This window comes from Cupriavidus necator A5-1 (genome assembly GCF_000744095.1).
GTDB lineage: Bacteria > Pseudomonadota > Gammaproteobacteria > Burkholderiales > Burkholderiaceae > Cupriavidus > Cupriavidus necator_A.
Genome location: NZ_JQLI01000001.1, coordinates 2,892,266 through 2,913,927 on the forward strand (window position 1 = coordinate 2,892,266; position 21,662 = coordinate 2,913,927).

20 protein-coding genes are annotated in these 21,662 nt (G+C 65.9%); 12 read left to right on the forward strand and 8 right to left on the reverse strand.

Annotation, left to right across the window (positions count from 1 at the left end):
- Nucleotides 1–3 precede the first annotated feature (3 nt).
- From K307_RS49410 to K307_RS12870, 7 genes are all read left to right on the forward strand, one after another.
- Nucleotides 4–126: an MFS transporter small subunit gene (locus K307_RS49410; protein WP_022538703.1), complete on the forward strand. Its 123-nt coding sequence runs from the start codon at nt 4–6 to the stop codon at nt 124–126.
- 244 nt (nt 127–370) lie between these two features.
- The gene (locus K307_RS12850) at nt 371–1,819 is read left to right on the forward strand and encodes a cytochrome ubiquinol oxidase subunit I (RefSeq protein WP_042878684.1); all 1,449 of its coding nucleotides are present in this window, start codon (nt 371–373) and stop codon (nt 1,817–1,819) included.
- Between the two features lie 13 nt (nt 1,820–1,832).
- Entirely contained in the window at nt 1,833–2,840 is a 1,008-nt protein-coding gene (cydB, locus tag K307_RS12855; RefSeq protein WP_042881936.1) for a cytochrome d ubiquinol oxidase subunit II, read from the forward strand.
- Nucleotides 2,840–2,977 carry a DUF2474 family protein gene (locus K307_RS47770; RefSeq protein WP_155301136.1) on the forward strand — a complete coding sequence of 46 codons (138 nt, stop codon included), beginning with the start codon at nt 2,840–2,842 and terminating at the stop codon, nt 2,975–2,977. The genes cydB and K307_RS47770 overlap by 1 nt, the downstream gene beginning before the upstream one ends.
- A gap of 4 nt (nt 2,978–2,981) precedes the next feature.
- Nucleotides 2,982–5,078, forward strand: a complete 2,097-nt coding sequence (locus K307_RS12860; protein ID WP_051974846.1) for an FUSC family protein — start codon at nt 2,982–2,984, stop codon at nt 5,076–5,078.
- Nucleotides 5,065–5,277, forward strand: coding sequence for a DUF1656 domain-containing protein (locus K307_RS12865; protein ID WP_042878685.1), 213 nt, complete (start codon nt 5,065–5,067; stop codon nt 5,275–5,277). Before K307_RS12860 ends, K307_RS12865 begins: the two co-directional genes overlap by 14 nt.
- The gene (locus tag K307_RS12870) at nt 5,274–6,101 is read left to right on the forward strand and encodes an HlyD family secretion protein (RefSeq protein ID WP_042878686.1); all 828 of its coding nucleotides are present in this window, start codon (nt 5,274–5,276) and stop codon (nt 6,099–6,101) included. The genes K307_RS12865 and K307_RS12870 overlap by 4 nt, the downstream gene beginning before the upstream one ends.
- 101 nt (nt 6,102–6,202) lie before the next feature.
- Here the strand turns inward: K307_RS12870 and K307_RS12875 are convergent, their stop codons facing one another.
- The 5 genes from K307_RS12875 to K307_RS12890 all read right to left on the reverse strand — a co-directional run bounded on the left by K307_RS12875 (nt 6,203) and on the right by K307_RS12890 (nt 11,647).
- Nucleotides 6,203–6,469: a helix-turn-helix domain-containing protein gene (locus K307_RS12875; protein ID WP_051974847.1), complete on the reverse strand. Its 267-nt coding sequence runs from the start codon at nt 6,467–6,469 to the stop codon at nt 6,203–6,205.
- On the reverse strand, nt 6,456–7,916 hold the full coding sequence (locus K307_RS12880; protein ID WP_042878690.1) for a PLP-dependent aminotransferase family protein: 1,461 nt from the start codon (nt 7,914–7,916) through the stop codon (nt 6,456–6,458). Before K307_RS12880 ends, K307_RS12875 begins: the two co-directional genes overlap by 14 nt.
- 66 nt (nt 7,917–7,982) lie before the next feature.
- Nucleotides 7,983–8,159, reverse strand: a complete 177-nt coding sequence (locus K307_RS47775) for a hypothetical protein (RefSeq protein ID WP_155301137.1) — start codon at nt 8,157–8,159, stop codon at nt 7,983–7,985.
- The gene (gene fdhD / locus K307_RS12885; RefSeq protein WP_051974848.1) at nt 8,153–9,025 is read right to left on the reverse strand and encodes a formate dehydrogenase accessory sulfurtransferase FdhD; all 873 of its coding nucleotides are present in this window, start codon (nt 9,023–9,025) and stop codon (nt 8,153–8,155) included. Before fdhD ends, K307_RS47775 begins: the two co-directional genes overlap by 7 nt.
- A 294-nt stretch (nt 9,026–9,319) precedes the next feature.
- Nucleotides 9,320–11,647, reverse strand: coding sequence for an FdhF/YdeP family oxidoreductase (locus K307_RS12890; RefSeq protein WP_042878691.1), 2,328 nt, complete (start codon nt 11,645–11,647; stop codon nt 9,320–9,322).
- Nucleotides 11,648–11,937: 290 nt separating this feature from the next.
- Here K307_RS12890 and K307_RS12895 point away from each other — a divergent pair, with 290 nt between their 5' ends.
- From K307_RS12895 to K307_RS12905, 3 genes are all read left to right on the forward strand, one after another.
- A complete protein-coding gene (locus K307_RS12895) occupies nt 11,938–12,648 on the forward strand; it encodes a DUF899 family protein (RefSeq protein ID WP_042878692.1) in 711 nt (236 codons plus the stop codon).
- Between the two features lie 99 nt (nt 12,649–12,747).
- On the forward strand, nt 12,748–13,023 hold the full coding sequence (locus K307_RS12900; RefSeq protein ID WP_230625643.1) for a DUF3562 domain-containing protein: 276 nt from the start codon (nt 12,748–12,750) through the stop codon (nt 13,021–13,023).
- An 8-nt stretch (nt 13,024–13,031) separates the two neighbouring features.
- The gene (locus K307_RS12905; RefSeq protein ID WP_042878693.1) at nt 13,032–13,262 is read left to right on the forward strand and encodes a hypothetical protein; all 231 of its coding nucleotides are present in this window, start codon (nt 13,032–13,034) and stop codon (nt 13,260–13,262) included.
- Nucleotides 13,263–13,303: 41 nt separating this feature from the next.
- Here the strand turns inward: K307_RS12905 and K307_RS12910 are convergent, their stop codons facing one another.
- Both K307_RS12910 and K307_RS12915 read right to left on the reverse strand, forming a co-directional pair.
- Nucleotides 13,304–13,996: a cysteine peptidase family C39 domain-containing protein gene (locus tag K307_RS12910; protein WP_230625645.1), complete on the reverse strand. Its 693-nt coding sequence runs from the start codon at nt 13,994–13,996 to the stop codon at nt 13,304–13,306.
- Between the two features lie 191 nt (nt 13,997–14,187).
- Entirely contained in the window at nt 14,188–14,571 is a 384-nt protein-coding gene (locus tag K307_RS12915; protein WP_042878695.1) for a hypothetical protein, read from the reverse strand.
- Nucleotides 14,572–14,925: 354 nt separating this feature from the next.
- Here K307_RS12915 and K307_RS12920 point away from each other — a divergent pair, with 354 nt between their 5' ends.
- Together K307_RS12920 and K307_RS12925 are read left to right on the forward strand one after the other, a co-directional pair.
- Nucleotides 14,926–16,449 (forward strand): Fic family protein, encoded by a 1,524-nt coding sequence (locus tag K307_RS12920; RefSeq protein ID WP_042878697.1) that lies wholly within the window; start codon nt 14,926–14,928, stop codon nt 16,447–16,449.
- A 267-nt stretch (nt 16,450–16,716) separates the two neighbouring features.
- Nucleotides 16,717–18,726, forward strand: coding sequence for an alkaline phosphatase D family protein (locus K307_RS12925; protein WP_042878699.1), 2,010 nt, complete (start codon nt 16,717–16,719; stop codon nt 18,724–18,726).
- A 65-nt stretch (nt 18,727–18,791) separates the two neighbouring features.
- Here K307_RS12925 and K307_RS44405 read toward each other — a convergent pair whose 3' ends face one another.
- Nucleotides 18,792–21,614 carry a PAS domain-containing protein gene (locus K307_RS44405; protein ID WP_155301138.1) on the reverse strand — a complete coding sequence of 941 codons (2,823 nt, stop codon included), beginning with the start codon at nt 21,612–21,614 and terminating at the stop codon, nt 18,792–18,794.
- Between the last annotated feature and the right edge of the window lie 48 nt (nt 21,615–21,662).

Consider the following 21,662-nt stretch of genomic DNA (forward strand, 5'->3'; position numbering starts at 1 on the left):
ACCATGCATAACGACCGCACTTTCGGCAAGACCATGCTGCTGCTCGCGTTCTGGGCCTATGTGCTCATTCCGCTGGGTGCAGGGATCTGGTCGACCCTCGGGAAGGCCATGACCCTGTTTAGCTGAGCGCCCGCGCCGGGCTCCGGATCGTCGATACGGCGGCGTCCATCCCTGACTGTGATCCTGCGCAATCGCGCCATCTGTACTGGTGGCGCGATTGCGCATGGCACGCGCTGCTCACCATCCCAAACTGAGCTTCAGCGGTTCCGCCAGAACTGTATTCCTCGCAGAGAAGCTGTCATCCGTACATTGTCCGTAGTGTCGCGCGACACGCCGTCGTGCTGGCGGCAACCCCACGGAGAGCACATCGATGCACGGACTCACAGCGCTGGAACTCGCTCGAATCCAGTTCGGATTCACGGTTTCCTTTCACATCCTTTTTCCCGCCATCACAATCGGGCTGGCATGTTGCCTGGCGTTCCTGGAAGCGCGCTGGCTGCGCACCCAGGACACCGTGTACCGGACCCTGTACCAGTTCTGGATCAAGATCTTCGCCCTGAACTTCGGCATGGGGGTCGTTTCCGGCCTGGTCATGGCCTATGAGTTCGGCACCAACTGGTCGTTCTTCTCGCAGTTTGCCGGCGGCATCACCGGCCCGCTGCTGACCTACGAGGTGCTGACCGCCTTCTTCCTGGAAGCGGGTTTCCTCGGCGTGATGCTGTTCGGCTGGAGCCGCGTCGGGCCGGGGCTGCATTTCTTCTCCACCGTGATGGTCGCGCTCGGCACCATCATTTCCTCCACCTGGATCCTAGCTTCCAACAGCTGGATGCATACGCCCGCGGGCTACGCAATCGTCGCCGGCAAGGTGGTGCCTACCGACTGGCTGGCCGTGATCTTCAACCCGTCGTTCCCCTACCGCCTCGCGCACATGGTCATCGCCGCGCTGCTGTCCACGGCACTGTTCGTGGCGGCATCCTCGGCCTGGCAGCTGCTGCACGACCGCGCCGTACCCGCCGCCCGGAAGATGCTGTCGATGGCGCTGTGGATGGTGCTGGTCACATCGCCGCTGCAAGCGGTGGTGGGTGACGCCCACGGCCTGAACACGCTGGAGCACCAGCCCGCCAAGATCGCGGCGCTGGAGGGGCACTGGAACACCGCGCCCAAGGACGACAAGGGCGGGTTCCCGCTGATCGTCTTCGGCATCCCGGACATGGCACGCGAAGAAACGCGCTACGCCATCGAGATCCCGCGCCTGGGCAGCCTGATCCTCACGCACAGCCTTGACGGCCAGATCCGCGGCCTGAAGGACTTCCCCAAGGCAGACCGCCCCAATGCCACTGTGCTGTTCTTCACCTTCCGCACCATGGTTGGTCTCGGCGTGCTGATGATCCTGTTCGGCGGGTTGGGATGGGTCCTGCGCCGCAACGGCGCCGTGTACCGGTCCCGCGCGTTCCTGCGGTTCGCCGTGCTGATGGGGCCCACCGGCCTGATCGCGCTGCTGGCCGGCTGGATGACCACCGAGATCGGCCGCCAGCCGTGGGTGGTCTATGGCCTGATGCGCACCAGAGATGCCGTTTCCGCGCATGCGGCGGGCCCGGTCGCGCTGTCGCTGGCGCTGTTCGTGGTGGTCTATTTCATCGTCTTCGGCGTGGGCATCCGCTACATGCTCAAGCTGGCGAGCGCCGGCCCCGTCGCTGACACGCACCAGCACGAAGTGCCGCCTTCCTACGGGCCGGGCAGCCTCGGTGCCGCTCCTGCCGCCATCACCGCGGCTTCCGCATCCAGCGCCATGGCCCCGCACGGCCAGCGCAAATTCTGAACAGGTGATCGATATGGGCATCAATCTTCCCGTTATCTGGGCCGGCCTGATTTTCTTCGGCGTGATGATGTACGTCATCATGGACGGATTCGACCTTGGCATCGGCATCCTCTTCCCCTTCGTTGGCGACCGCCATGACCGCGACGTCATGATGAATACCGTGGCGCCGGTCTGGGACGGCAACGAGACCTGGCTGGTGCTCGGGGGCGCAGCGCTGCTCGGCGCGTTCCCGCTGGCGTATTCGGTGCTGCTCAGCGCGTTCTACCTGCCGCTGACGTTCATGCTGCTGGGCCTGATCTTCCGCGGCGTGGCCTTCGAGTTCCGCTTCAAGGCGAGCGACCGCAGCCGCCCCTGGTGGGATGCTGCGTTTACGTGGGGCTCGGTGGTCGCCGCCTTCTTCCAGGGCGTGACGCTGGGTGCCTACATCGACGGCATTGCCATGCAGGGCACCACCTACACCGGCGGCGCGCTCGACTGGCTGGCGCCGTTCCCGATCTTCACGGGCGTGGGCGTGGTGATCACCTACGCCTTCCTCGGCGTGACCTGGCTCATCATGAAGACCGAAGGCCGGCTGCAATGGACCATGCTGCGCGTGACCAACGTGCTGACGGGCGTGATGCTGGCGATGGTCGCGGCGGTGAGCGTGTGGACACCGCTGACCCACCCTGAAATCGCGCAACGCTGGTTCGCGCTGCCCAACCTGTTCTTCTTCCTGCCGGTGCCGCTGCTGGTGCTGGCCTCGGCCGCCGGCATCTACCGGGCCCTGCACAGCCGCCCGAACGTGTCGCCGTTCCTGTACGCGCTGCTGATGATCTTCATGGGCTATACCGGGCTTGCCATCAGCGTCTGGCCCAACATCATCCCGCCGTCGATCTCGATCTGGGAGGCTTCGTCCGCCCCGCAAAGCCAGGGCTTCGCGCTGGTCGGCACGCTGTTCATCGTGCCGATCATCCTGGCCTACACGTCCTGGTCCTATTACGTGTTTCGCGGCAAGGTCAAGCGCGGCGAGGGGTACCACTGATGGCAAGCTTCCTGCGTTCCCGGCTGGCGGCCCGACTTGGCTGGCTGCTGGCACTCTGGCTGGCGGGCGTGGGCACGGTCTTCGCTTGCGGCAGCCTGATGCGGCTGGCGATGCGCGTGGCCGGGCTGGCCAGCTGAAGCCATGCGGTCCTCCAGCCTGCTCTCCCGTGCCACGCTGCCCGCGCGCAATGCGCGCAGCGTGCTCGACCTATTCGCGGCAGCTTGCGCGGGCAGCCCGGGTCCCGCGCCGTGGATTCATTCGCTGAAGGTGTTCGGCGCCGCCATACTGGCGCTCTACGTGGCGCTGGCACTCGGCCTGCCGCGGCCCTACTGGGCCATGGCCACGGTCTACCTGGTGTCCAGCCCCCTGGCCGGCGCCACCCATGCCAAGGGCACCTACCGCGTCATCGGCACGCTGCTGGGCGCCGTCTGCGCGGTGGCGCTGGTGCCCTTGCTGGTCGACGCGCCCGTGCTGCTGATGGCGGCGATCGCGTGCTGGACCGGCACCCTGCTCTACCTGTCGCTGCTGGAACCGGCGCCGCGCAACTACATCTGCCTGCTGGCCGCGTATACGCTGCCGATCGTGGCGCTGCCGACGGTATCCAATCCGGCGACCGTCTTCGACATGGCGCTTGCCCGCATCGAGGAAATTGTGATCGGCATCGTCTGCGCCAGCGTGGTCAGCGCGGTGGTCTTTCCCGTCAGGACGAGGCCGGCGCTGGCCGCGCGAGCGTCCGCCTGGCTGGCCCACGCTTCGCGCTGGATCACCGGCATGCTGGCCACCGATGCCAGCGCGGCTCAGCGTCATGACAGTTTCAGCCTGCTCGCCGCCGATATCCTGGCGATGCAAACACAGATTGCCCAACTGACCTATGAATCTGACGGCGCGCTGACGCTGCGGCACGCACGGGCCCTGCACCAGCGCATGACGGCCCTGCTGCCGCTGGTGCTGGCACTTGCCGATGCTGCCGGCGCCTTGCGCCGGCATCCCGCAGGCATGCCCGACACCGTCGCGCAACGGATGCGCGCCACGCTGGCATGGATCGCCGGCAACGAAGCGGCGTGCCGGCCTGTGCCTTCCTTCTGTCCGCCGGGCACGGCACAGGCCGAGCCCGCGGACTGGCACGCACGGCTGGTCGCGGCTACCTGTACCTATCTCGATGAGCTGACCTACCTCTGGCACGACTGCCGCCTGCTGCAGGCACGCCTGCGCCAGGGCGGGAACGAGCCCGCCGCCTTGCGCTATCGCGTGGAACCCGCCGGGCAGGCACGGCACCATGATCACGCCCAGCTGCTGATCCGCGCTGCCACGGCTGGCACGGCCACGTTCGTCGCGGGCCTGCTGTGGATGGTGTCGGGCTGGCATGACGGGGCCGGCCCGGTCGGCCTGGCCGCCCTCGCCAGTTGCTTCATTGCCACCACCGAGGAGCCGCGGCTGGTTGCCGGCCGGGTGATTGCCTGGAGCGTCGCCTGTACGCTGCTGTCCTGGTATTACCAATTCGTGGTGCTGGCGCTGGCGCATGACTTTGGCTCGCTGGCCGCCTTGCTGTTCGGCCCCTGGCTGGTCATCGGCGCGATGACGACGCAGCCGCGCCTGGCGCTGTTCGGGGTGCTGCTGGCTGTCACGACAGCATCGTTCCCAGGCCCGCAGCATCTCAACGCCGCGAGTCTTGCCGGCATCTTCAACTTCAGCCTGGCAAGCCTGGCCGCGCTGGCCTTCGCCGCATGGTGGGCGGTGCTGATGCAGCCCTTCGGCCAGCAGCTGGTGGCGTACCGGCTGGTCAGGGCCAACTGGGACGAGATCGCGCTGGCCGCGCATCCGCGAGCGCCGGTCAATAGCGCCCGTCTGCGCGGCCGCATGCTGGACCGCCTGCTGCGCCAGTGGCCGCCGCTGACGCGCCGGAATAGTCCAGCTGGCAAACAGGCCAGCAGCGCGGTTGCCGACTTCCTGGTCGAATCCGCCGTGCTCGCGCTGCGGCGTGTCTGTACAGCCCTGCCGGCGCCCCGCAGGCGTGCCGTGGAGCGCGTGCTGGCAGGCGTAGCGCGCCACTACCACCAGTGCGCGCGCGCCGGCTACGCCTCCACGCCCATGCCGGCGCTGGCCGCGCAGGTCGACGCGGCCTTCGCGGCGCTGCCCGCGACGGGGCACGGCGGCCACCGCCCGACGGTGGCTGCGCTCGCCACCATCCGGCTTGCCCTTTTCCCACTGACGGACGCAGACCACCATGCACGCCACTGAGTTCGACCTGTACGGCGTATACGTGCCAGCCGCCGTGGTATGGATGCTGGCCGCGTTCGCCATCACCGCCGGCGTGTGCGCCGGGCTCACCCGGATCGGCTTCTACCGCATCGTGTGGCACCGGTCCCTCTTCAATTTCTCGCTCTACATCCTCGTACTGGGCGCGGTCGTCGCGCTCGTCTGGCAGGCTCCATCATGAAACGCAAGCTTTCGCTGCTCGGCCCCGTCGCGGTGACCCTGGCAGCCGTTGCCGCCGCGGCGCTGACCGCCTGGCATCTCTGGCAGTACTACACCGAAGCCCCATGGACGCGCGACGGCCATGTGCGCGCAGACGTGGTCCAGGTGGCCCCGGACGTCTCCGGCGTGGTCACGGCCGTGCTCGTCGGCGACAACGCCCGGGTGCAACGCGGCCAGGTCCTGTTCGTGGTCGACCAGGACCGCTTCACCCTGGCATTGAGGCAGGCGCAGGCTTTGGCCGCATCTACGCGCGCCGCGCTGGTCCAGGCCCGGCGCACCGGGGCGGGCGCAGCCGACGCCGTGGCCGCCGCGCAGACGCGCGTGGAGGAAGCCGACGCCGCGGTGGACGTGGCAAGGCTGAACCTGGCCCGCTGCCGCGTGACCACCCCGGTGGACGGCTACCTCAGCGACCGCCTGCCGCGGGCGGGCGACTTTGCCACCCGCGGCAAGCCGGCCTTGTCGGTCGTAGCCAGCGGCTCGCAGTACGTGGAGGGCTATTTCGAGGAAACCAAGCTGCCAGCGATCCGCGTCGGCAGCGCCGCAGAAGTGCACATCATGGGCCAGCGCACACCCCTGCGCGGGCATGTGCAGAGCATTGCGCCCGGCATCGAGGACCAGGACCGCAGCAGCGGGCCGAACCTGCTGCCCAGCGTCAATCCGACCTTCAACTGGGTACGCCTGGCGCAGCGCATACCGGTGCGCATCGCGCTGGACCAGGTGCCACCCGGGGTACATCTGATCGCCGGCCAGACCGCCACGGTGCGCATCCGGGATCTGCGCGAATGAGGCAGCGCCTGCGCCGCCTGCGCGGGAATGACAACGGCAAGCGGCAGTACCTCACGCTGCGCATGTCGCTGATGGGCGGCTGAGCCGCCGGGATGCAGGCCTCAGGCAGTATCCGGGAAAACCTGCGTGGCAAGCTCCGCACCGGCCTGCGACAGGCTGGCGTGTCCGCGGCCTTCCTCGTCGATCTCAAAGTCGGCCAGTCCGGCGGCCTGGAGCTGCGTCAGCACGCGCCGCAGCACGCTCATCGGCAGTTGCGCCCGTTTGGCGATCCTGGCGAGCGACCATGGGCTGGCGCCGCCCTCGCGGCCGGCCTGGCACAGGACCTGGAGGACTGCGAGGATGGCGGGATCGATATCAGTGTCTTGCATGGTCCTGGTGGTCCTCATCCGACTGGCGGCCGCGCGCAAGCAGGTGCTGGGCGATCTTGCCCAGCGTGTGCACGGCGGACTCGATGCCTTGCGACCATTCCCCGCTGTAGTTCAGCCGGATGCAGTTGCTGTAAGTGGCGCCGGGCGCGAACATATGCCCCGGCGCAACGGTGATGCGGTGCTCCAGCGCGGCGTGGTACATCTCCATGGCATCGATGCCCTCCGGCAACTGCACCCACAGCACATAGCCCCCCGCTGGCCGCGACGTGGTCGTGCCCTCGGGGAAAAACCTGCGCACGGCGGCGGCCATGATGTTGGCCTGCTGTGCATAGTTCTTGCGCACCCGCCTCAGGTGGAAGTCGTAGCCGTCGTTCTTCAGGAATTCCGCGATCGCCAGTTGCGGGATGGCAGGCGTGGTCAGCGTATTGAGGAACTTGAGCCGTTCCACGGCTTCGCGGTATCGGCCCGGCAGCGCCCAGCCGATCCGGTAGGCATTGGTCAGCGTCTTGGAGAACGAGGCGCAATGCAGCACGATGCCGGCCGTGTCGTAGGCCTTCAGCGAGCTGGGATGGGCCTCGCCATAGTAGAGCTCGCCGTAGACGTCGTTCTCGATGACCGGGATGTCCTTTTCGGTCAGCATCGCCACCAGGCTGCGCTTCTTGTCATCGGGCATCTGGAAACCAAGCGGGTTCTGAAAGTTGGGCATCACCATGCAGGCTTTCACGCCCTGCTCGTCGATCAGCCGTGCCAGCGCGTCAATATCGATGCCTTCCACCGGATCGGTCGCCACCTCGATGGCGCGCATGCCCAGGCGTTCGATGGCATGGAGCATCGCGTAGAAGGTCGGGGACTCCACCGCGATGGTGTCGCCCGGCCTGGCCACCGCCTGCAGGCAGAGGTTGATGGCCTCGGTGGCGCCGATCGTGACGATCACCTCGTTGGGGTCAATGGCGTAGCCGTTCTCCAGATAGCGGCGCGAAATCTGCCGGATCAGCTCGGGGCTGCCGGGCGGCAGGTCGTCCAGCATGGTCCACTTGGCATAGCGGCGCGCGATATTGTTGGCGTACTGGTTGATGCGCTGCCAGGGAAACAACGAAGGGTCCGGATAGGGCGAACCGAGCGGTACGGCGTCATCAGAACGGATCGAGCGCAGCGTGGACAGCACCAGGGCGCTCACGTCCACCGCCGAAGGCTTGGCACTGGGCTTGGACGGCCGCAGTTCGATCGCCGGCTCGCCCGGCCGTGCGCGCACAAAGTACCCGGACTGTGGCCGGCTTTCGATAATGCCGCGGCTCTCCAGCATGACATAGGCCCGGATCACCGTCGTGATGCTCATGCGGTGGTGCTGGCTTGTCTGCCGCACCGAGGGAATGCGCTCGCCGGGCAGCAGGACGCCCTGTTGCACCAATGCCTCGATATCCGCAGCCAGTTTTTCATATAGCTTCACGCCGCGCTCCCCTTGCCTGCCGTTTCCCTTCCGCCCGCCCCGGGGCCGCCCTTCAGCGGGCTGCCGTCAGCTGAGCCAACGATGGGAATCATAGTACGGTCGCGGCACATGATGGCGTTGCACGACGCTGTGCGGTCCCACGCGCACAAAACCGCTGGAGCGGACCGCGTAGCCATCGATGGCGCTGCAGTCCGCCAGCGGCGTGTCGATGACCGCGGGCAGGACCTCGTCGAAGCTCAGCATGCGGCGCCGCCCTGCGTAGCGCTGCTGTCTTGCGCATCGTTGCCGACGCCCAATGCGGCGCCGGTATAGTCGACATAGCCGTCCTTGCGGCAGAAGCTGAGCAGGTGCAGGCCGGCCTGCTCCGCGATCCGGATCGCCAGCGAGGTCGGCGCCGAGATCGTGGCGAGCATCTGGATATTCATGCGTGCCGCCTTGCGCACCAGTTCATAGCTGGCGCGGCTGGACAGCAGCACGAAGCCGTCGTCCATCGCCACGCGCTGCATCGCCAGGTGGCCGATCAGCTTGTCCAGGCCGTTGTGCCGGCCGACATCCTCGAAGACATGCAGGATCTCGCCGCGCGCATCGCACCAGGCCGCGGCGTGGACGCCGCCGGTGGCCCGCATCAGCCGCTGGTGCGACGGCAGCGCCGCGACGGCGCGCTCGATCAGCTCGCGCGACGGCGTCAGCCGCTTTGCCGGCAAGGCCATGCGCGCGGGCTGCAGGTCGAGGAGCTCGATGCTTTCGATGCCGCAGACGCCGCAGCCGGTGCGGCCCGCCAGCGCGCGCCGGCGTGACTTCATGGCGGCAAAGGCGTGCTCGTTGATCTGTAGCTGGACTTCGGCGCTGTGCCGGTGCACGCGCACGTCCACGTCATGGATCTGGGCGTTGTGGGCGACGATGCCTTCGGTCAGTGAAAAGCCGACCGCGAACGCCTCCAGGTCCAGCGGCGTTGCCATCATTACGGCGTGCGAGATGCCGTTGTACACCAGGGCTACCGGGAGTTCTTCCGCCACGTTGTCGGTGGCCGGCTGCGCGGCGCATGCCTTGTGGCGTACGATGCTGCGCGCTTCATAGCCTGAGTGTTCGACCAGTTCGGTGCAATGCATTGAAATCTCGCAAAGATGAATGCCACGCCCGCGTGAGGCGGGCGCATGAGCGGTGACAAAAAGTCCGTGCTGCCGGCTTGCTCCCCTCTCCCGCCTGCGGGAGAGGGGCCGGGGGTGAGGGCAGGCGCTGGCATACCGACGCGCTCTTGGGAATGATGGTAGGCAGGGGCCGCACTGCTCGAGGCATACAGTTGCGCCGCTCGGCGACACCGGATTCCAGCTGGGCGCGCACCAGGCCCCGTGCCCGGCCGGGAACCGGGCTTTCTGTCCAAACCCATTGCTCTGCGGGTGGGGTCAGGCCGCCACCGCGGGCTGGCGGCGGGACGGCGTCAGCAACACCGGCACCGACTTCGATGTAGGCGTGCCGCAGCCATCCCCGGTGCTTTCCAGCGGCACCAGCGGATTCGTCTCGGGGTAGTACGCCCCCAGGCAGCCTTGCGGAATGTCGTACTCAACCAGCACGAAGTCCTCGACATGGCGTTGCACGCCGTCAGCCCAGACACTAGTGATATCCACGTGCTGCCCCGCCTTCAGGCCAAGCGGGGCCAGGTCGGCGGGATTGATGAAGACCACCCGGCGCAGGCCGAACACGCCGCGGTAGCGGTCGTCCAGGCCATAGATGGTGGTGTTGTACTGGTCGTGCGAGCGCGTGGTCATCAGCACCATCAGCTTGTCGCCATACTGCTCGCGGGCACGGTGGATGGGGGTGTCCCTGTCGATGCGGTTGACCAGGAACTGCGCCTTGCCCGACGGCGTTTGCCAGACGCGGTTGCGCGACGCGGGGGTCAGGTGGAACCCGCCTGGCACGGCGACGCGCTCGTTGTAGTTGTCGAAACCCTCGACCACCTGCTCGATGGCATCGCGAATGCGCGCATAGTCCTGCGCGTACCACAGCCAGTCGATCTTCTCCGAGCCGAGCGTGGCGGCGGCCATGCGCGCGACAATGGCAATCTCCGACAGCAGGTGCGGCGACGCCGGCGCGTTCATGCCAAAGGAAATATGGACCATGCAGACCGAATCCTCGACGGTCACGCCCTGCGGCACGCCGTCCTGCTGGTCGATCTCGGTGCGGCCCAGCGTGGGCAGGATCAGCGACGCCTTGCCGTGCACCAGGTGGCTGCGGTTGAGCTTGGTAGCGATGTTCACGGTCAGGTCGCACTGGCGCAACGCCTCGAAGGTGCGGGGCGTGTCGGGCGTGGCGGTGGAGAAATTGCCGCCCAGGCCGATGAAGACCTTGACCTTGCCCGCGAGCATCGCCGAGATGGTGTTGACCACGTCATACCCATGCGCGCGCGGCGGCTCGAAACCAAAGGTAGCCTGCAGGCGGTCCAGGAAGGCATCGTCCGGCTTCTCCTCGATGCCTACCGTGCGGTCGCCCTGCACGTTCGAATGCCCGCGCACCGGCAGCAGTCCGGCACCCTCGCGCCCGATGTTCCCGCGCATCATCATCAGGTTGGACAGGATCTGCACCGTCGGCACCGAATTCTTGTGTTGCGTCAGGCCCATGCCCCAGCATGCGATCACGCGCTTGCCCCTGGCGTAGACCTGGGTCAGCGCGTCGATATCCTCCTGCGATACGCCCGACTCCGCGACGATATCCGCCCAGCTTTCCGCGCGCAGGTCTTCGACAAAGTCGCCGAAGCCGATAGTGTGCTGGCGTACGAAGTCGACGTCGATCAGGCGCGCGCGGCCGTGCCTGATCGCATCATCGTCCAGCTCGACCAGGCGCTTGGCCATGCCCTTGATCAGCGCAAAATCGCCGCCCAGCTTTGGCTGCACGAACATCGACGCGATCTTGGTACTGGAGCCGGTCAGCATCTCCACCGGGTGCTGCGGACTGGTAAAACGTTCCACCCCGCGTTCGCGCAGCGGATTGATCGAAACGATGGTGGCACCGCGCCGCGCGCACTCGCGCAGCTCGCCCAGCATGCGCGGGTGGTTGGTCGCCGCGTTGTGGCCGAACAGCAGGATGGTGTCGGCATGCTCGAAGTCGTCCAGCACCACGGTCGCCTTGCCCACGCCTATCGTCAGCGGCAGGCCGCGGCTGGTGGCTTCGTGGCACATGTTCGAGCAGTCGGGGAAGTTGTTGGTGCCATAGGCACGCACGAACAGCTGGTAGAGGAACGCGGCCTCGTTGCTGGCGCGCCCCGACGTGTAGAAGGCGGCCTGGTTGGGGTCCGGCAGCGCGCGCAGGTGGCGCCCGATCAGCGCAAAGGCCTCGTCCCAGGCAATCGCGCGGTACTTGTCGGTCTGCTGGTCGTAGACCATGGGGTGCGTCAGCCGTCCGTGCTGTTCCAGCTCAAAATCAGTCTGCGCCATCAGCGACGTGACCGTGTGCTGCGCGAAGAATTCCGGCGTGACGCGCATGCTGGTGGCCTCGGCGGCCACGGCCTTGACGCCGTTCTCGCAGAACTCGAAGGTGGAGGCGTGCTGCCGGTCCGGCCAGGCACAGCCGGGGCAGTCGAAGCCATCCGCCTGGTTCTGCTTGAACAGCATCTTGTACTTGCCACCGGCAACCTTCTCCTTGATCAGGTTGATGGCAACGTACTTCAGGGCACCCCAGCCGGCGGCGGGGTGGGTGTAGGGGGCAATGTGGCCTTTTTCAGGTGTCGGGGAGCTCATTGGCGTGGTGTCCTGTAACCGCTGGAGCCGCGTCCGGCCAGCCCATGGGTTGGGTCCGGATCGTCGCGGTGACACCAGATTAGGGCTCCCGGGTGTGTCCGGGTACGTACAAACTGCAGCCTGACCGGGGAGCACAGTCTCATCGGCCGGGATCCCGGCTGCAAGGCGCGGAACGATTCGCCCTTGGCTGACACGAACCATGACAGGGCCGTGGAAATGTTGAGCCGTCCAGCGGCGGCAAGCTCACATTTCCGGCCATTCAGGGGACTTTATCCTGCAGGAGGGCCGATATGAACGCAACGGCAGATCTCATCCCGTCAACTGAGCTGGCGCAAGGCAACCCCATCCGGTTTCCCAATGAAAGCGCGGAGTATCGCAAAGCGCGCAATGCGCTGCTTGCAGAGGAGATCGAGCTACGGCGGCACATCGAGCGCGTGGCCGAACAGCGCCGCAAGTTGCCCCCAGGCGGCGAGGTGACCAAACCCTACACCTTCCAGGGCGAACACGGGCCGGTCACGCTTGCCGAGCTGTTTGGCGACAAGGACACGCTCGTCATCTACAGTTATATGTTTGGACCGCAGCGGGAACAGCCTTGCCCCATGTGCACGTCCATCATGGCATCGTGGGATCACAAGGTTCCGGACATTGAGCAGCGCGTGGCGCTGGCGATGGTCGCTCGCTCGCCCATTGATCGTCTTATGGCGGCCAGGAAGGCGCGGGGCTGGACGAAGCTGAAGGTCTACGCGGACGTCGACGGCGATTTCACCCGTAACTATGTCAGCCACGAGGATGCCGACGTCCCGGGCTACACAGTGTTTACGCGCCGGGACGGCAAGATCCGCCATTTCTGGAGCGGTGAGATCTACGGCGTCCCTCCAGACCCCGGCCAGGACCCGCGCGGCGCGCCGGACCTGGACCCGCTGTGGAGCCTGCTGGACACCACGCCTGAAGGTCGCGGCACCGACTGGTATCCGAAGCTGGAATACCCGGGCAGGAATTAGCGCCGGAGACGGTCCACGCCCACGCGCCTTTCCGCCCTTGGTCAAACCCGGCCCGGACAGCTAGCATGAATCTGTGCCAGTCTCCTTGGAGGGTATCGCATGCTGCGCGTCACCGAAGCTAGCCGGAATATGCCGCCCCCTGCGCTTGAGCACGCCCCTGTGAAAATGGGGCGGACACGGCCCCGCGCAGGAGAAGATGCGATTGCGCGCATTGCTGTGGCTCACGGCGCGCCGCTGGAGTTCGTGCGCTGGCAATTCTGGAACGCGTGGGATGCGCTCCAGGAAGATGCGAAATTTCCCGACTATCTGCTGGTGCTGACCGAGCGGAAAGTCGTCGAGGCTTTGCGGAGGCGCAGAAGACAGGCTGACATTTAGAAACGGCGATGACAAAGTCGATCAAGAAGCGATATTTGAAGGCGCTGAACCGTCGTCTGAAGAAGGAGGCAGGCAAGACGTTCGGCGCGACCTTCGTGTTCTATCCACCCGGCACGAAGCCGAAAGACGCAACGGGCGTCACGGCGAGCGATCTGGCAGACCCGCATGCCCTCGAAATCATGGACGCCGTTCAGGCTCGCGTTTTCGTGAAGTTCAGCGGCGAGACAAAGTCAACGTAAGGGCCTCCCTGCGCAAGTCAAGCACCGACGCGTGCCGCGTCTCAAGCCGGCTGCCTGCCGCGCAGGCACAGCACCCTGAGCGTCGAGCCTGCCAGCCGCCACCATGATGGCCGCATTGCGGCGCTCGGCTGCACCGGCGACGGGTCGGCCGACTCTTCCGCTTGCAGCGCGGGCTGCGCCAGGACCGCGTACCCGCTGTACCGGGCCAGCAGTTCCTCGCGACTGACTTCCTGCTCCCCGCCGCCCCAGCCTGGCAGCGCGACCAGAAACCGTCCGTGCTCGCGGCGCTGTAGCAGTACGCAGGGTTTGCGCTTGTCCAGCAACAGGATGGCCGGCAGCGAGGTATCCGGGATCCCGTCGAGATCCCGCTCCACCAGCCGGGTCGACAACCCGGCGCGCGCCGCCGCGGCGAAAAGCAGCGGCAGCGTGAGGCCCTGCCCTTTGAGCGGCAGCCCTTCCAGCAGCACTGCGGACGGAACCGGCCGGTGCAAGGCCCGGTTCAGCAGTAGCAGGCTGCCCAGCAGCGGATCGTCCGCACCCGTCGGCTGGTCTATGACGGCAGTCGGCTCCCGGCGGCCAGCCATGAGGTACAGGTTGGAAGTCCCGGGATGCGCGGCGGGCGTGGTCTTGATTTGCTGTGCCCGCCGCCATGGCGTTGATGCGCCCTCTGTGTCTTGCGCCTGCGCCTCGCATAGCGCCGACTCGTGCCGTCCGCACGGATTCCATTCACCCATGACTCCCCCCGGTTTCAGTGGTGTGATCCTTCTTTGCCAGGAGCATAGTGCATCAGCGCGCGCGGGCCCATCATTCGAACAGGCTAGTAGTACGGCCGCGGCAGGACTGATTCAGCGCTGAAACGCCCCGTTGGCTTGCCGGGGCCAGCAAGGCCGGTGCCGGCGCGAGCGTGGCGCTTTCGTCCAACCACCTACTGCAGCATACCGGGAGGCACTACGGTCCATCCTGAAGCCCCGCTCGACGTCGTCCTGCGCTGACTCCTGAGGACACCGTTCTCGTCGAACTCGAAAAGGACCGTCGACGAGCGGATCTCGCCTCCGGAAAACAGCGGCCCAATGAATGGAATAAAGCTCTCAGGATTAGGCCTGGAGGTCGCAAAGGAATAGATCAGTATCGTGGATCCGTTTCCCAGCGTCGCCTGGGATGTGGGCTTCCCGAGCTGCGTGGTAACGTCGTCGAGCGTAGAGAAACCGAGCATGAAGTTCGACATATGCTCCGGTTTCACGTCGACGCCTGTCGATACACAGGCAACCAACATGGCGCAAGTCACAATCAGTGCGTGAACACGCTTCATGTCGACACCGCCGTACTTTTTGTGCCGTGACTGAGAACGTGCTGAAGGCATGATGCCAGCCTGACCGCGCGATGCGTCCGGCACGCTGTTCACCAAAGAATACAACTTTGCTGACTGCAGTTCCGAAGCCGATACTTTTACCGTTCGCGTAGACTGAATTGCCTATGCCACCCGCAAAAATAGACGAAACGGTAAGCGAGGTAGAAACTTTGGCAAGCTGCGCCGACCTCGCATCCCCAGCGAATGACATAGACAGACTGTCAAACCATATCGCAAAAAATAGATAGTCTGGTAATACGGGTAGAAACTCTGGTAAGCTCCGGAGCACCCCAGAACCCCACCGACCACCCTGATATGGCCCATGCGCCACTCGGCTACGACGCCCTGATCCGCAAGTTCGGCCTGCGCGTCCCGCCGCTGCGCTCCACCTCCGCCCTGGCCGACAAAACCGGCGTTCTCAGCACGCACACCGGCCCGGACGGCACCACGCGCACCGTTTATCCCAGGAACCGCTACCGCGGCGGTGACACGACCGTCGACCACCTGACCTTCGCGCTGAAGAAGGAGCAACTGGACCTGACCGTGCTCGCGGCATTGTTCGAGCACGAGGAGGCGGTGGAGACGGTCCGGGCGTGGCTGGCGGCGACGCCCTCCTCACGTTATGCGAGGTTGAGCGCCTTCTATGCCAAATGGCTCGCCGGGGCGCAGTTCGATTACAAGCTGCCCACCGGCGCGCCCCGGATACTGGCGCTCGACGAAGCTGAGTACGTGACCGGCCCGGTGACGACGGACCTGCAGCTCGGGATCCAGAACAACCACCTGGGCCCGGCCGCCTTTTGCCCGCTGGTGCGACGGACCGGGAAACTGGCGTCGTTGATTGCCGCCGATCTCCCGGGCCGGGTGTCCGCGGCAATCAAGCGGCTGGAGCCGGAACTGCTCGCACGCGCGGTCGACTACCTGTACCTCGCGGAAACGCGATCGACCTATTCCATCGAGCACGAGGTCCCCGATAACCAGCGGGTCGCGAAATTCAGGCGCTTGCTCGAGTATGCCGGCGAACCGGGCCGTCTCACCGAAGAGCGCCTGTGCGAATGGCAGAACGAAATCATCTCCGGGCTGCGGGCCGAATACGCGTTTCGCGATACGCAGAACTGGCTCTCCCGCGGCGGGCGCATGCGCAATATCGCGGACTATATTCCGCCGCCGCCGGAACAACTCGACGCGATGATGGATGGGATTGCCACGCTCGCCGAGCTTGCGCCGGCACAGGCGGCAAACCCGATCGTGATCGCGGCTTGCGTGTCGTTTGGCTTCGTGTTTGCGCACCCGTTCTACGATGGCAACGGCCGGCTCCATCGCTTCCTCATCCATCATCTGCTGCGCCAGGCCGGTGTCACACCCGAGGGTGTAGTGCTGCCGGTGTCCGCGCGCATGCTCAAGCAGATCGATACCTATGCGGCACTGCTGAAGTCCTACTCCGCGCCGCGCACGGCTTTGCTCAACTACGCGCTGGACTCGGACAGCGACACGATCCTGATCAAGTCGCCGCAGCCTGACTGGCTTTACGCCTCCTTCGATGCTACGGCGCTGTGCGAGTTCGTCTTCGAATGTATCGAGCAATGCGTGGAGCAAGACCTCGCGCAGGAGATCCAGTACCTGCGCGCCTACGACGCCAGTGTCACGCGCCTGGAAAGCTGGCTCGACCTGCGCCAGTCACGCCTGTCCAACCTGATCGACCTCATTGTCCAGAACCACGGCGAGCTGTCGAAGCGCAAACGCAAGCTGTTCGAAGACGTCACGGACGATGAACTCGCGCGCATCGAAAGCGTGGTGCGCGACGAGTTTGCCGAATATCTCGATCTCCACGCCAACGCCTGACTGGCCGGGCATCACGGCTCGATCCTCGCCCTGTCCCTAATACGCAGAGCGCACACACACACTCACTGAGGCGCATTGCGCGAGAGACGGCAAGGCAGCCTGCCCAGTCATCTTCTTCCTATATCGATGTCGGCGAGTCACCGACAGCGAGCGTGCCGGCCAGAAACTAGTATCCAGATACAAGTCAGCGCAAGCGTCCCATTCTGATGCCTTGAACGGCATCCGCGCCACGCTGCGCGCCTCGCAACCCGAACAGGAAGAACAGCCATGGACCGCCGCCAGTTTCTCAAGTGGGGAAGTTTCCTGACCGTCTCCATTGCCACCGGCGGCCTGACCGCTTGCGGCGGCGGCGGCGACGATCCGCCCGACACGGGCAATCCGGAGAACTTCGGTTTCCTGCATGGCGTCGCCTCGGGCGACCCGAAGCCGGACAGCGTGGTGGTGTGGACCCGCATCGAGGGCAACAACGGCAAGCGGCCGGTGGTGGTGCGGCTGCAGGTGTCGACACAGCAGGATTTCGCGCCGCCGAGCCTGCTGGTCAACGAACCGCTGATGGCGCTGCCGGAGTGGGACTACACGATCCGCAACAAGGTCACCGGCCTTGACGCGGGCACGCGCTACTACTACCGCTTCCTGCTGGGCAACCGTCCCAGCACCGTGGGGCGCACGCGCACCGCCGCCGCGGCCGGCACGCCCTTGTCGCAGCTGCGTTTCGCCTTTGTCAGCTGCCAGGACTGGAATGCCAACCACTGGGCCGGCATGGAAGAGCTGGTGCAGCAGGACCTGGACTTCATCATCCACGTCGGCGACTACATCTACGAGGCCGTGCCGGGTGGCTCGCGTGCCGGCAACGTGGAGGATCGCCATACCGTGCTGACGTTGCCCAATGGCACCCCACTGCCGGATGGCAGTGTCTATGCCACCACGCTGGACGACTACCGCTACCTGTACCGCAACTATCGCAGCGACGCGCGCCTGCAGGCGCTGCATGCCGCGTTCCCGATGATTGCCATCTGGGACGACCACGAGTTCTCTGACAACTGCTGGCAGGATCGCCAGACCTACGATTCAGACGATGACCTGACGCCGCACACGGCGCGCCGGCGCGCGGCCAGCCAGGCGTGGTTCGAATACTTGCCGGCGGACGTGAGCCTGGACACGAACAACCCGTCGTTCCAGAACATCCAGATCTATCGCTCCTTCACATTCGGCAATCTGGCCACGCTGCTGATGACCGACGAGCGCCTGTACCGGGCCGACCACATCGTCCCGGAAGAATCCACCGGCCGCGCCGTGGGCAGCCTGTTCTTCGTGCCTGCCACAACGCTGGCCGCAGCCGAGGCCCAGAAGATCGCCGCCGCCGGCAATGCGCTGACGCCGGTCTCGATGCTGGGCGACACGCAGCGTGCGTGGTGGCAGGACCGCCTCGGCGGCGCCAATACGACGTGGAAGCTGTGGGGCAACCAGGTGTCGCTGCTGCGCATGCAGGTCGACGTCACCCAGGCAATCGCGAACCTGATCGCCCGGGGGTTGGTGCTGGCGAACAGCGCCCTGTCCTCATTGCAATCGGCCATTGCCGACGCACTGGCAAGCGACCTGCGTGCCGCCAAGGCCGCCGGCACCTACGCCAACCTCGCATACACCGCGCTGCGCAACGTGCTGTCGCAGGCCGGCATCAACGCCGCGACCTTCGATGCCAACATCAAGCCATTCATCGAGAGCCGGCTGCCGGCCATCGCGCTGCTCGACCGCTTTATCCTCAATGCCGACCAATGGGATGGCTACAACGCCGAGCGCAAGAACCTGATGGCCTTCCTCAAGGCCAACAGCGTCCGCAACGTGGTGGCCTTGAGCGGCGATATCCATGCCTTCTTTGCCGGGCAGGTGATGGACGACTACGATGCCGCAACGCCGGCACCCGTGATGGTGGACCTGGTCACCGCCGGCCTGTCGAGTAACTCGCTGCTCAGCGGGTTCCGCGCGATCGTGGACAACGACCAGGCCTTCGCCGCGCTGCGAGAGCTCGTTTACAGCAATGTGGGCGGCGCGGTGGTGAACACCTTCGATGCCACCTTGCGCACGTTCAATCCGTGGCTCCGCCACGCCGATTCCAACACGGAGGGCTATGCACTGGTCACGCTGACGCCGGACAAGCTCAGCTGCACCTTCCATACGCTCAAGCTGCTTGATGGCGCCATGGCGCCTGCCCAGCCCGCAACGGCTAGCACGAAGGTGCTGGAGGTGGCCGCAGGCACGGCGAATGTGAGTGTGCTGTAGTGCCGGGGGTGGCGGCGTGGCCGGCGCCGCCGGTCCAGGGCACTCACCATGTCGGCTGCCAGCGCTTAGCGGTCAAGCAGGTATTGGCTGGCCAGGCGCAGGATTTCGCGCGACTGGTAGGCATTGGCCAGCTGCCTGAGCCTGGCGGCAAAATGCCCGTAGCGCTCGTCGAGCTCCACGATCCGCTGCGCCCAGTCGTGTATCTCGCGCATGCTGCCGCGCTTGGCGAGGTAGTGCAGCTTCTCGATTTCCGCGACAGGCGGCACCACCACGGCAGCGGGTGACGGTTGCCTGCCGGCCCCCGTCGCAGCCTCGTAGTCCCACTGGATATGGAGCAACCTGCCGATCTGGACCAGCAGCGCATCGTGGTCGATCGGCTTGGGCAGGAAGACATCGGCGCCCGCGTCGATCGAACTGGTCTCGTCCATGCCCCGCGTACTTGCCGAGGTCGCAATGACGGGCACCCGCTTCAGCCTGGGATCGCGCCGCAACTGCCGGATCGCATCAAGGCCGCTGATCCCCGCCATACAGACATCCATCAGGATCAGGTCAGGCGGCGCCCTCAGCGCCTGCCTGAGTCCCGCCTGCCCGTCCGGCGCGGCTTCCGGCACGAACCCGAGGGACCGCAGCAGATCCACCAGCACCGCACGGTTTTCGGCGATGTCGTCCACCACGAGCACGCGGCGGCGCGCTCCGGCATACCCGACGGCAACGGCTGCGTGGTCTTCATGGCGCAGCGGCGTCGCACCGGTGGCGGCATCGATCTCGAAGCAGAACGTGCTGCCGACACCCGGCTCGCTCTGCAGCCGGATCTCGCTTCCCATCAGGCCGACCAGCTTCTGGCTGATGGCGAGTCCCAGGCCGGTGCCGCCCCGGCGGTGCCTCGCGTCGCCGAGCTGCTCGAACGGTCGGAACAGCCGCTGCTGCTGCCGGGCGTCAATGCCCACGCCACTGTCGCTGACCTCGAAGCGCAGGCGCGACCTGCCCGGCCCCGCTTCCGAGACCTTCACGTCCAGCCGCACGTAGCCGCGGTCCGTGAACTTGACGGCGTTCGACAGCAGGTTCAGCAACACCTGGCGCAGCTTGCCCACGTCCGCGCAGGCCGTGGTCGACATTGCCTGCGGCGCATGGCACGCGAAGGCCAGGCCTTTTTGCTCAGCCTTGACCCGTATCAGTTCCTCGATGGAGGCGAGCAATTCGGCCAGGCCGAATTCCGTCGGCGCCAGTTCCAGCTTCCCTGCCTCGATCTTGGAAAAGTTCAGCAGATCGTCGATCAGCTTGAGCAACTGCTCGCCGCTGCGCTTGATGACCTCGCTCTTCTCGCGCACGCCCGGGGCGCTGTCCTTGTCGCGCATCAGCAGCTGGGCATAGCCGAGGATGCCGTTCAGCGGCGTGCGCAGCTCGTGGCTGATGGTGGCCAGGAACTCGGTCTTGGCGCGGTTCGCCGCCTCGGCCGCACGGCGCGCCTCGCGCTCGGCTTCCGCAAGCCGCACGGCGGTCTTGTCCGCCGCGATGCCGACATACTCATCGACCCCGCCGTCCTTGTTGCGTACCGGGTGCGCAAGCACGCCCACATGCCGGATGGTGCCGTCCGGCAGGGCCAGGCGCATCTCGTGTTCGAGCTCGCGCGGATCGCGCAGGCTGTCGGCCACGAAGGCTTGCATGGCGGGCCGGTCCTCGGGGTGGATGCGGCTCATGAAGATCTCCGCGGTCGGCTCGACCTCGCCGGGCGCAAATCCATAGATGCGGTAGTGCTCGTCGGACCAGACGACGGCACCGGTCCTGACATTCCACGACCAGCTCCCGGTCCGGCTGAGCCGTTGGCCGGCAGCCTGCAAGGCTTCACTGCGCCGCAACTGGTCCTCGATGCGCCGGCGCTCGGTAATGTCGCGGGCAATGCCGACCGTCCCGGCCGGCCGTCCGCAGCCATCGGCATACGGCGTCTTGATGGTCTCGACCCAGGTCCGCGAACCGTTCGCCTGCGTATGCGGCTCCTCGATGCGTTGCCGCTCGCCCGAAGCCATGGTCCGGGCATCGTCGGCCAGGTACCCCAGCGCCCGATCGTGTGGATAGAAATCGTAGTCGGTCTTGCCGATCAGCTCGGCGGGGTGCGCCACGCCCAGTGAAACCGCCAGGGCGCGGTTTGCGGCCACATAGCGCCCTTCCGTGTCCTTGACCCAGGCCAGGTCGGGAATGTTGTCGAGGATGGCGGCCATCCTGGTATTGGCATCGCGGATTTCCGCCGTATGCCGGTCGATGCGCGCGAACATCAGGTTCAGCGCCTCGACCAGTTCTTCGATTTCATCCTGCCCGTGCCGGGACCGGCGCAGGCTCAATGGCGCCGACGGTACGCCGGGCACGCGTTTGCGCAACCCCGTGGTGAGATAGACGATATGGCGCGTGGCAACACGATGGACGATCCAGAGAATAAAGAGCGCAACCAGGAAAGTCTTGGCCGCGTTGCTGGCCAGGATGACGACCGCCTGGCGCAGGATGTCGCGATAGACCTCATCGAGGCTGGCCTCCACGCGCAGCACGCCCACCTGGCGTTTGTCGTCGTTGCAGCAACTGATGGGAAACTCGCTCGCGACCACATTGCGCTCGGCGTGCGTGCCCCGATGCACTACCAGCGGGTGCATGGTCTGCGCCGTTTCACGCACTTCGACATAGCGGATATGGGGCAACTGCAGCATGCCGTCCAGTTGTTCCTGGACCAGGCGGCTGTCGAGTGACCAGAGCGAACTGCCAAGCGCGCCGGAGTAGCCTTCCTCCATCTCGCGGAAGCGATTCTGGATGCCGGCCACTTCAGCCTGGTAGCTGAGCGCAAGCTGCATGGCGGTCAGGAGCAGCGTGACGACGGTGCTGAACAGCACGACACGGGTCAGCAAGACTACCGCGATCCTTTCCCGCGGGGCATGCCACAGCTGCAACAACCA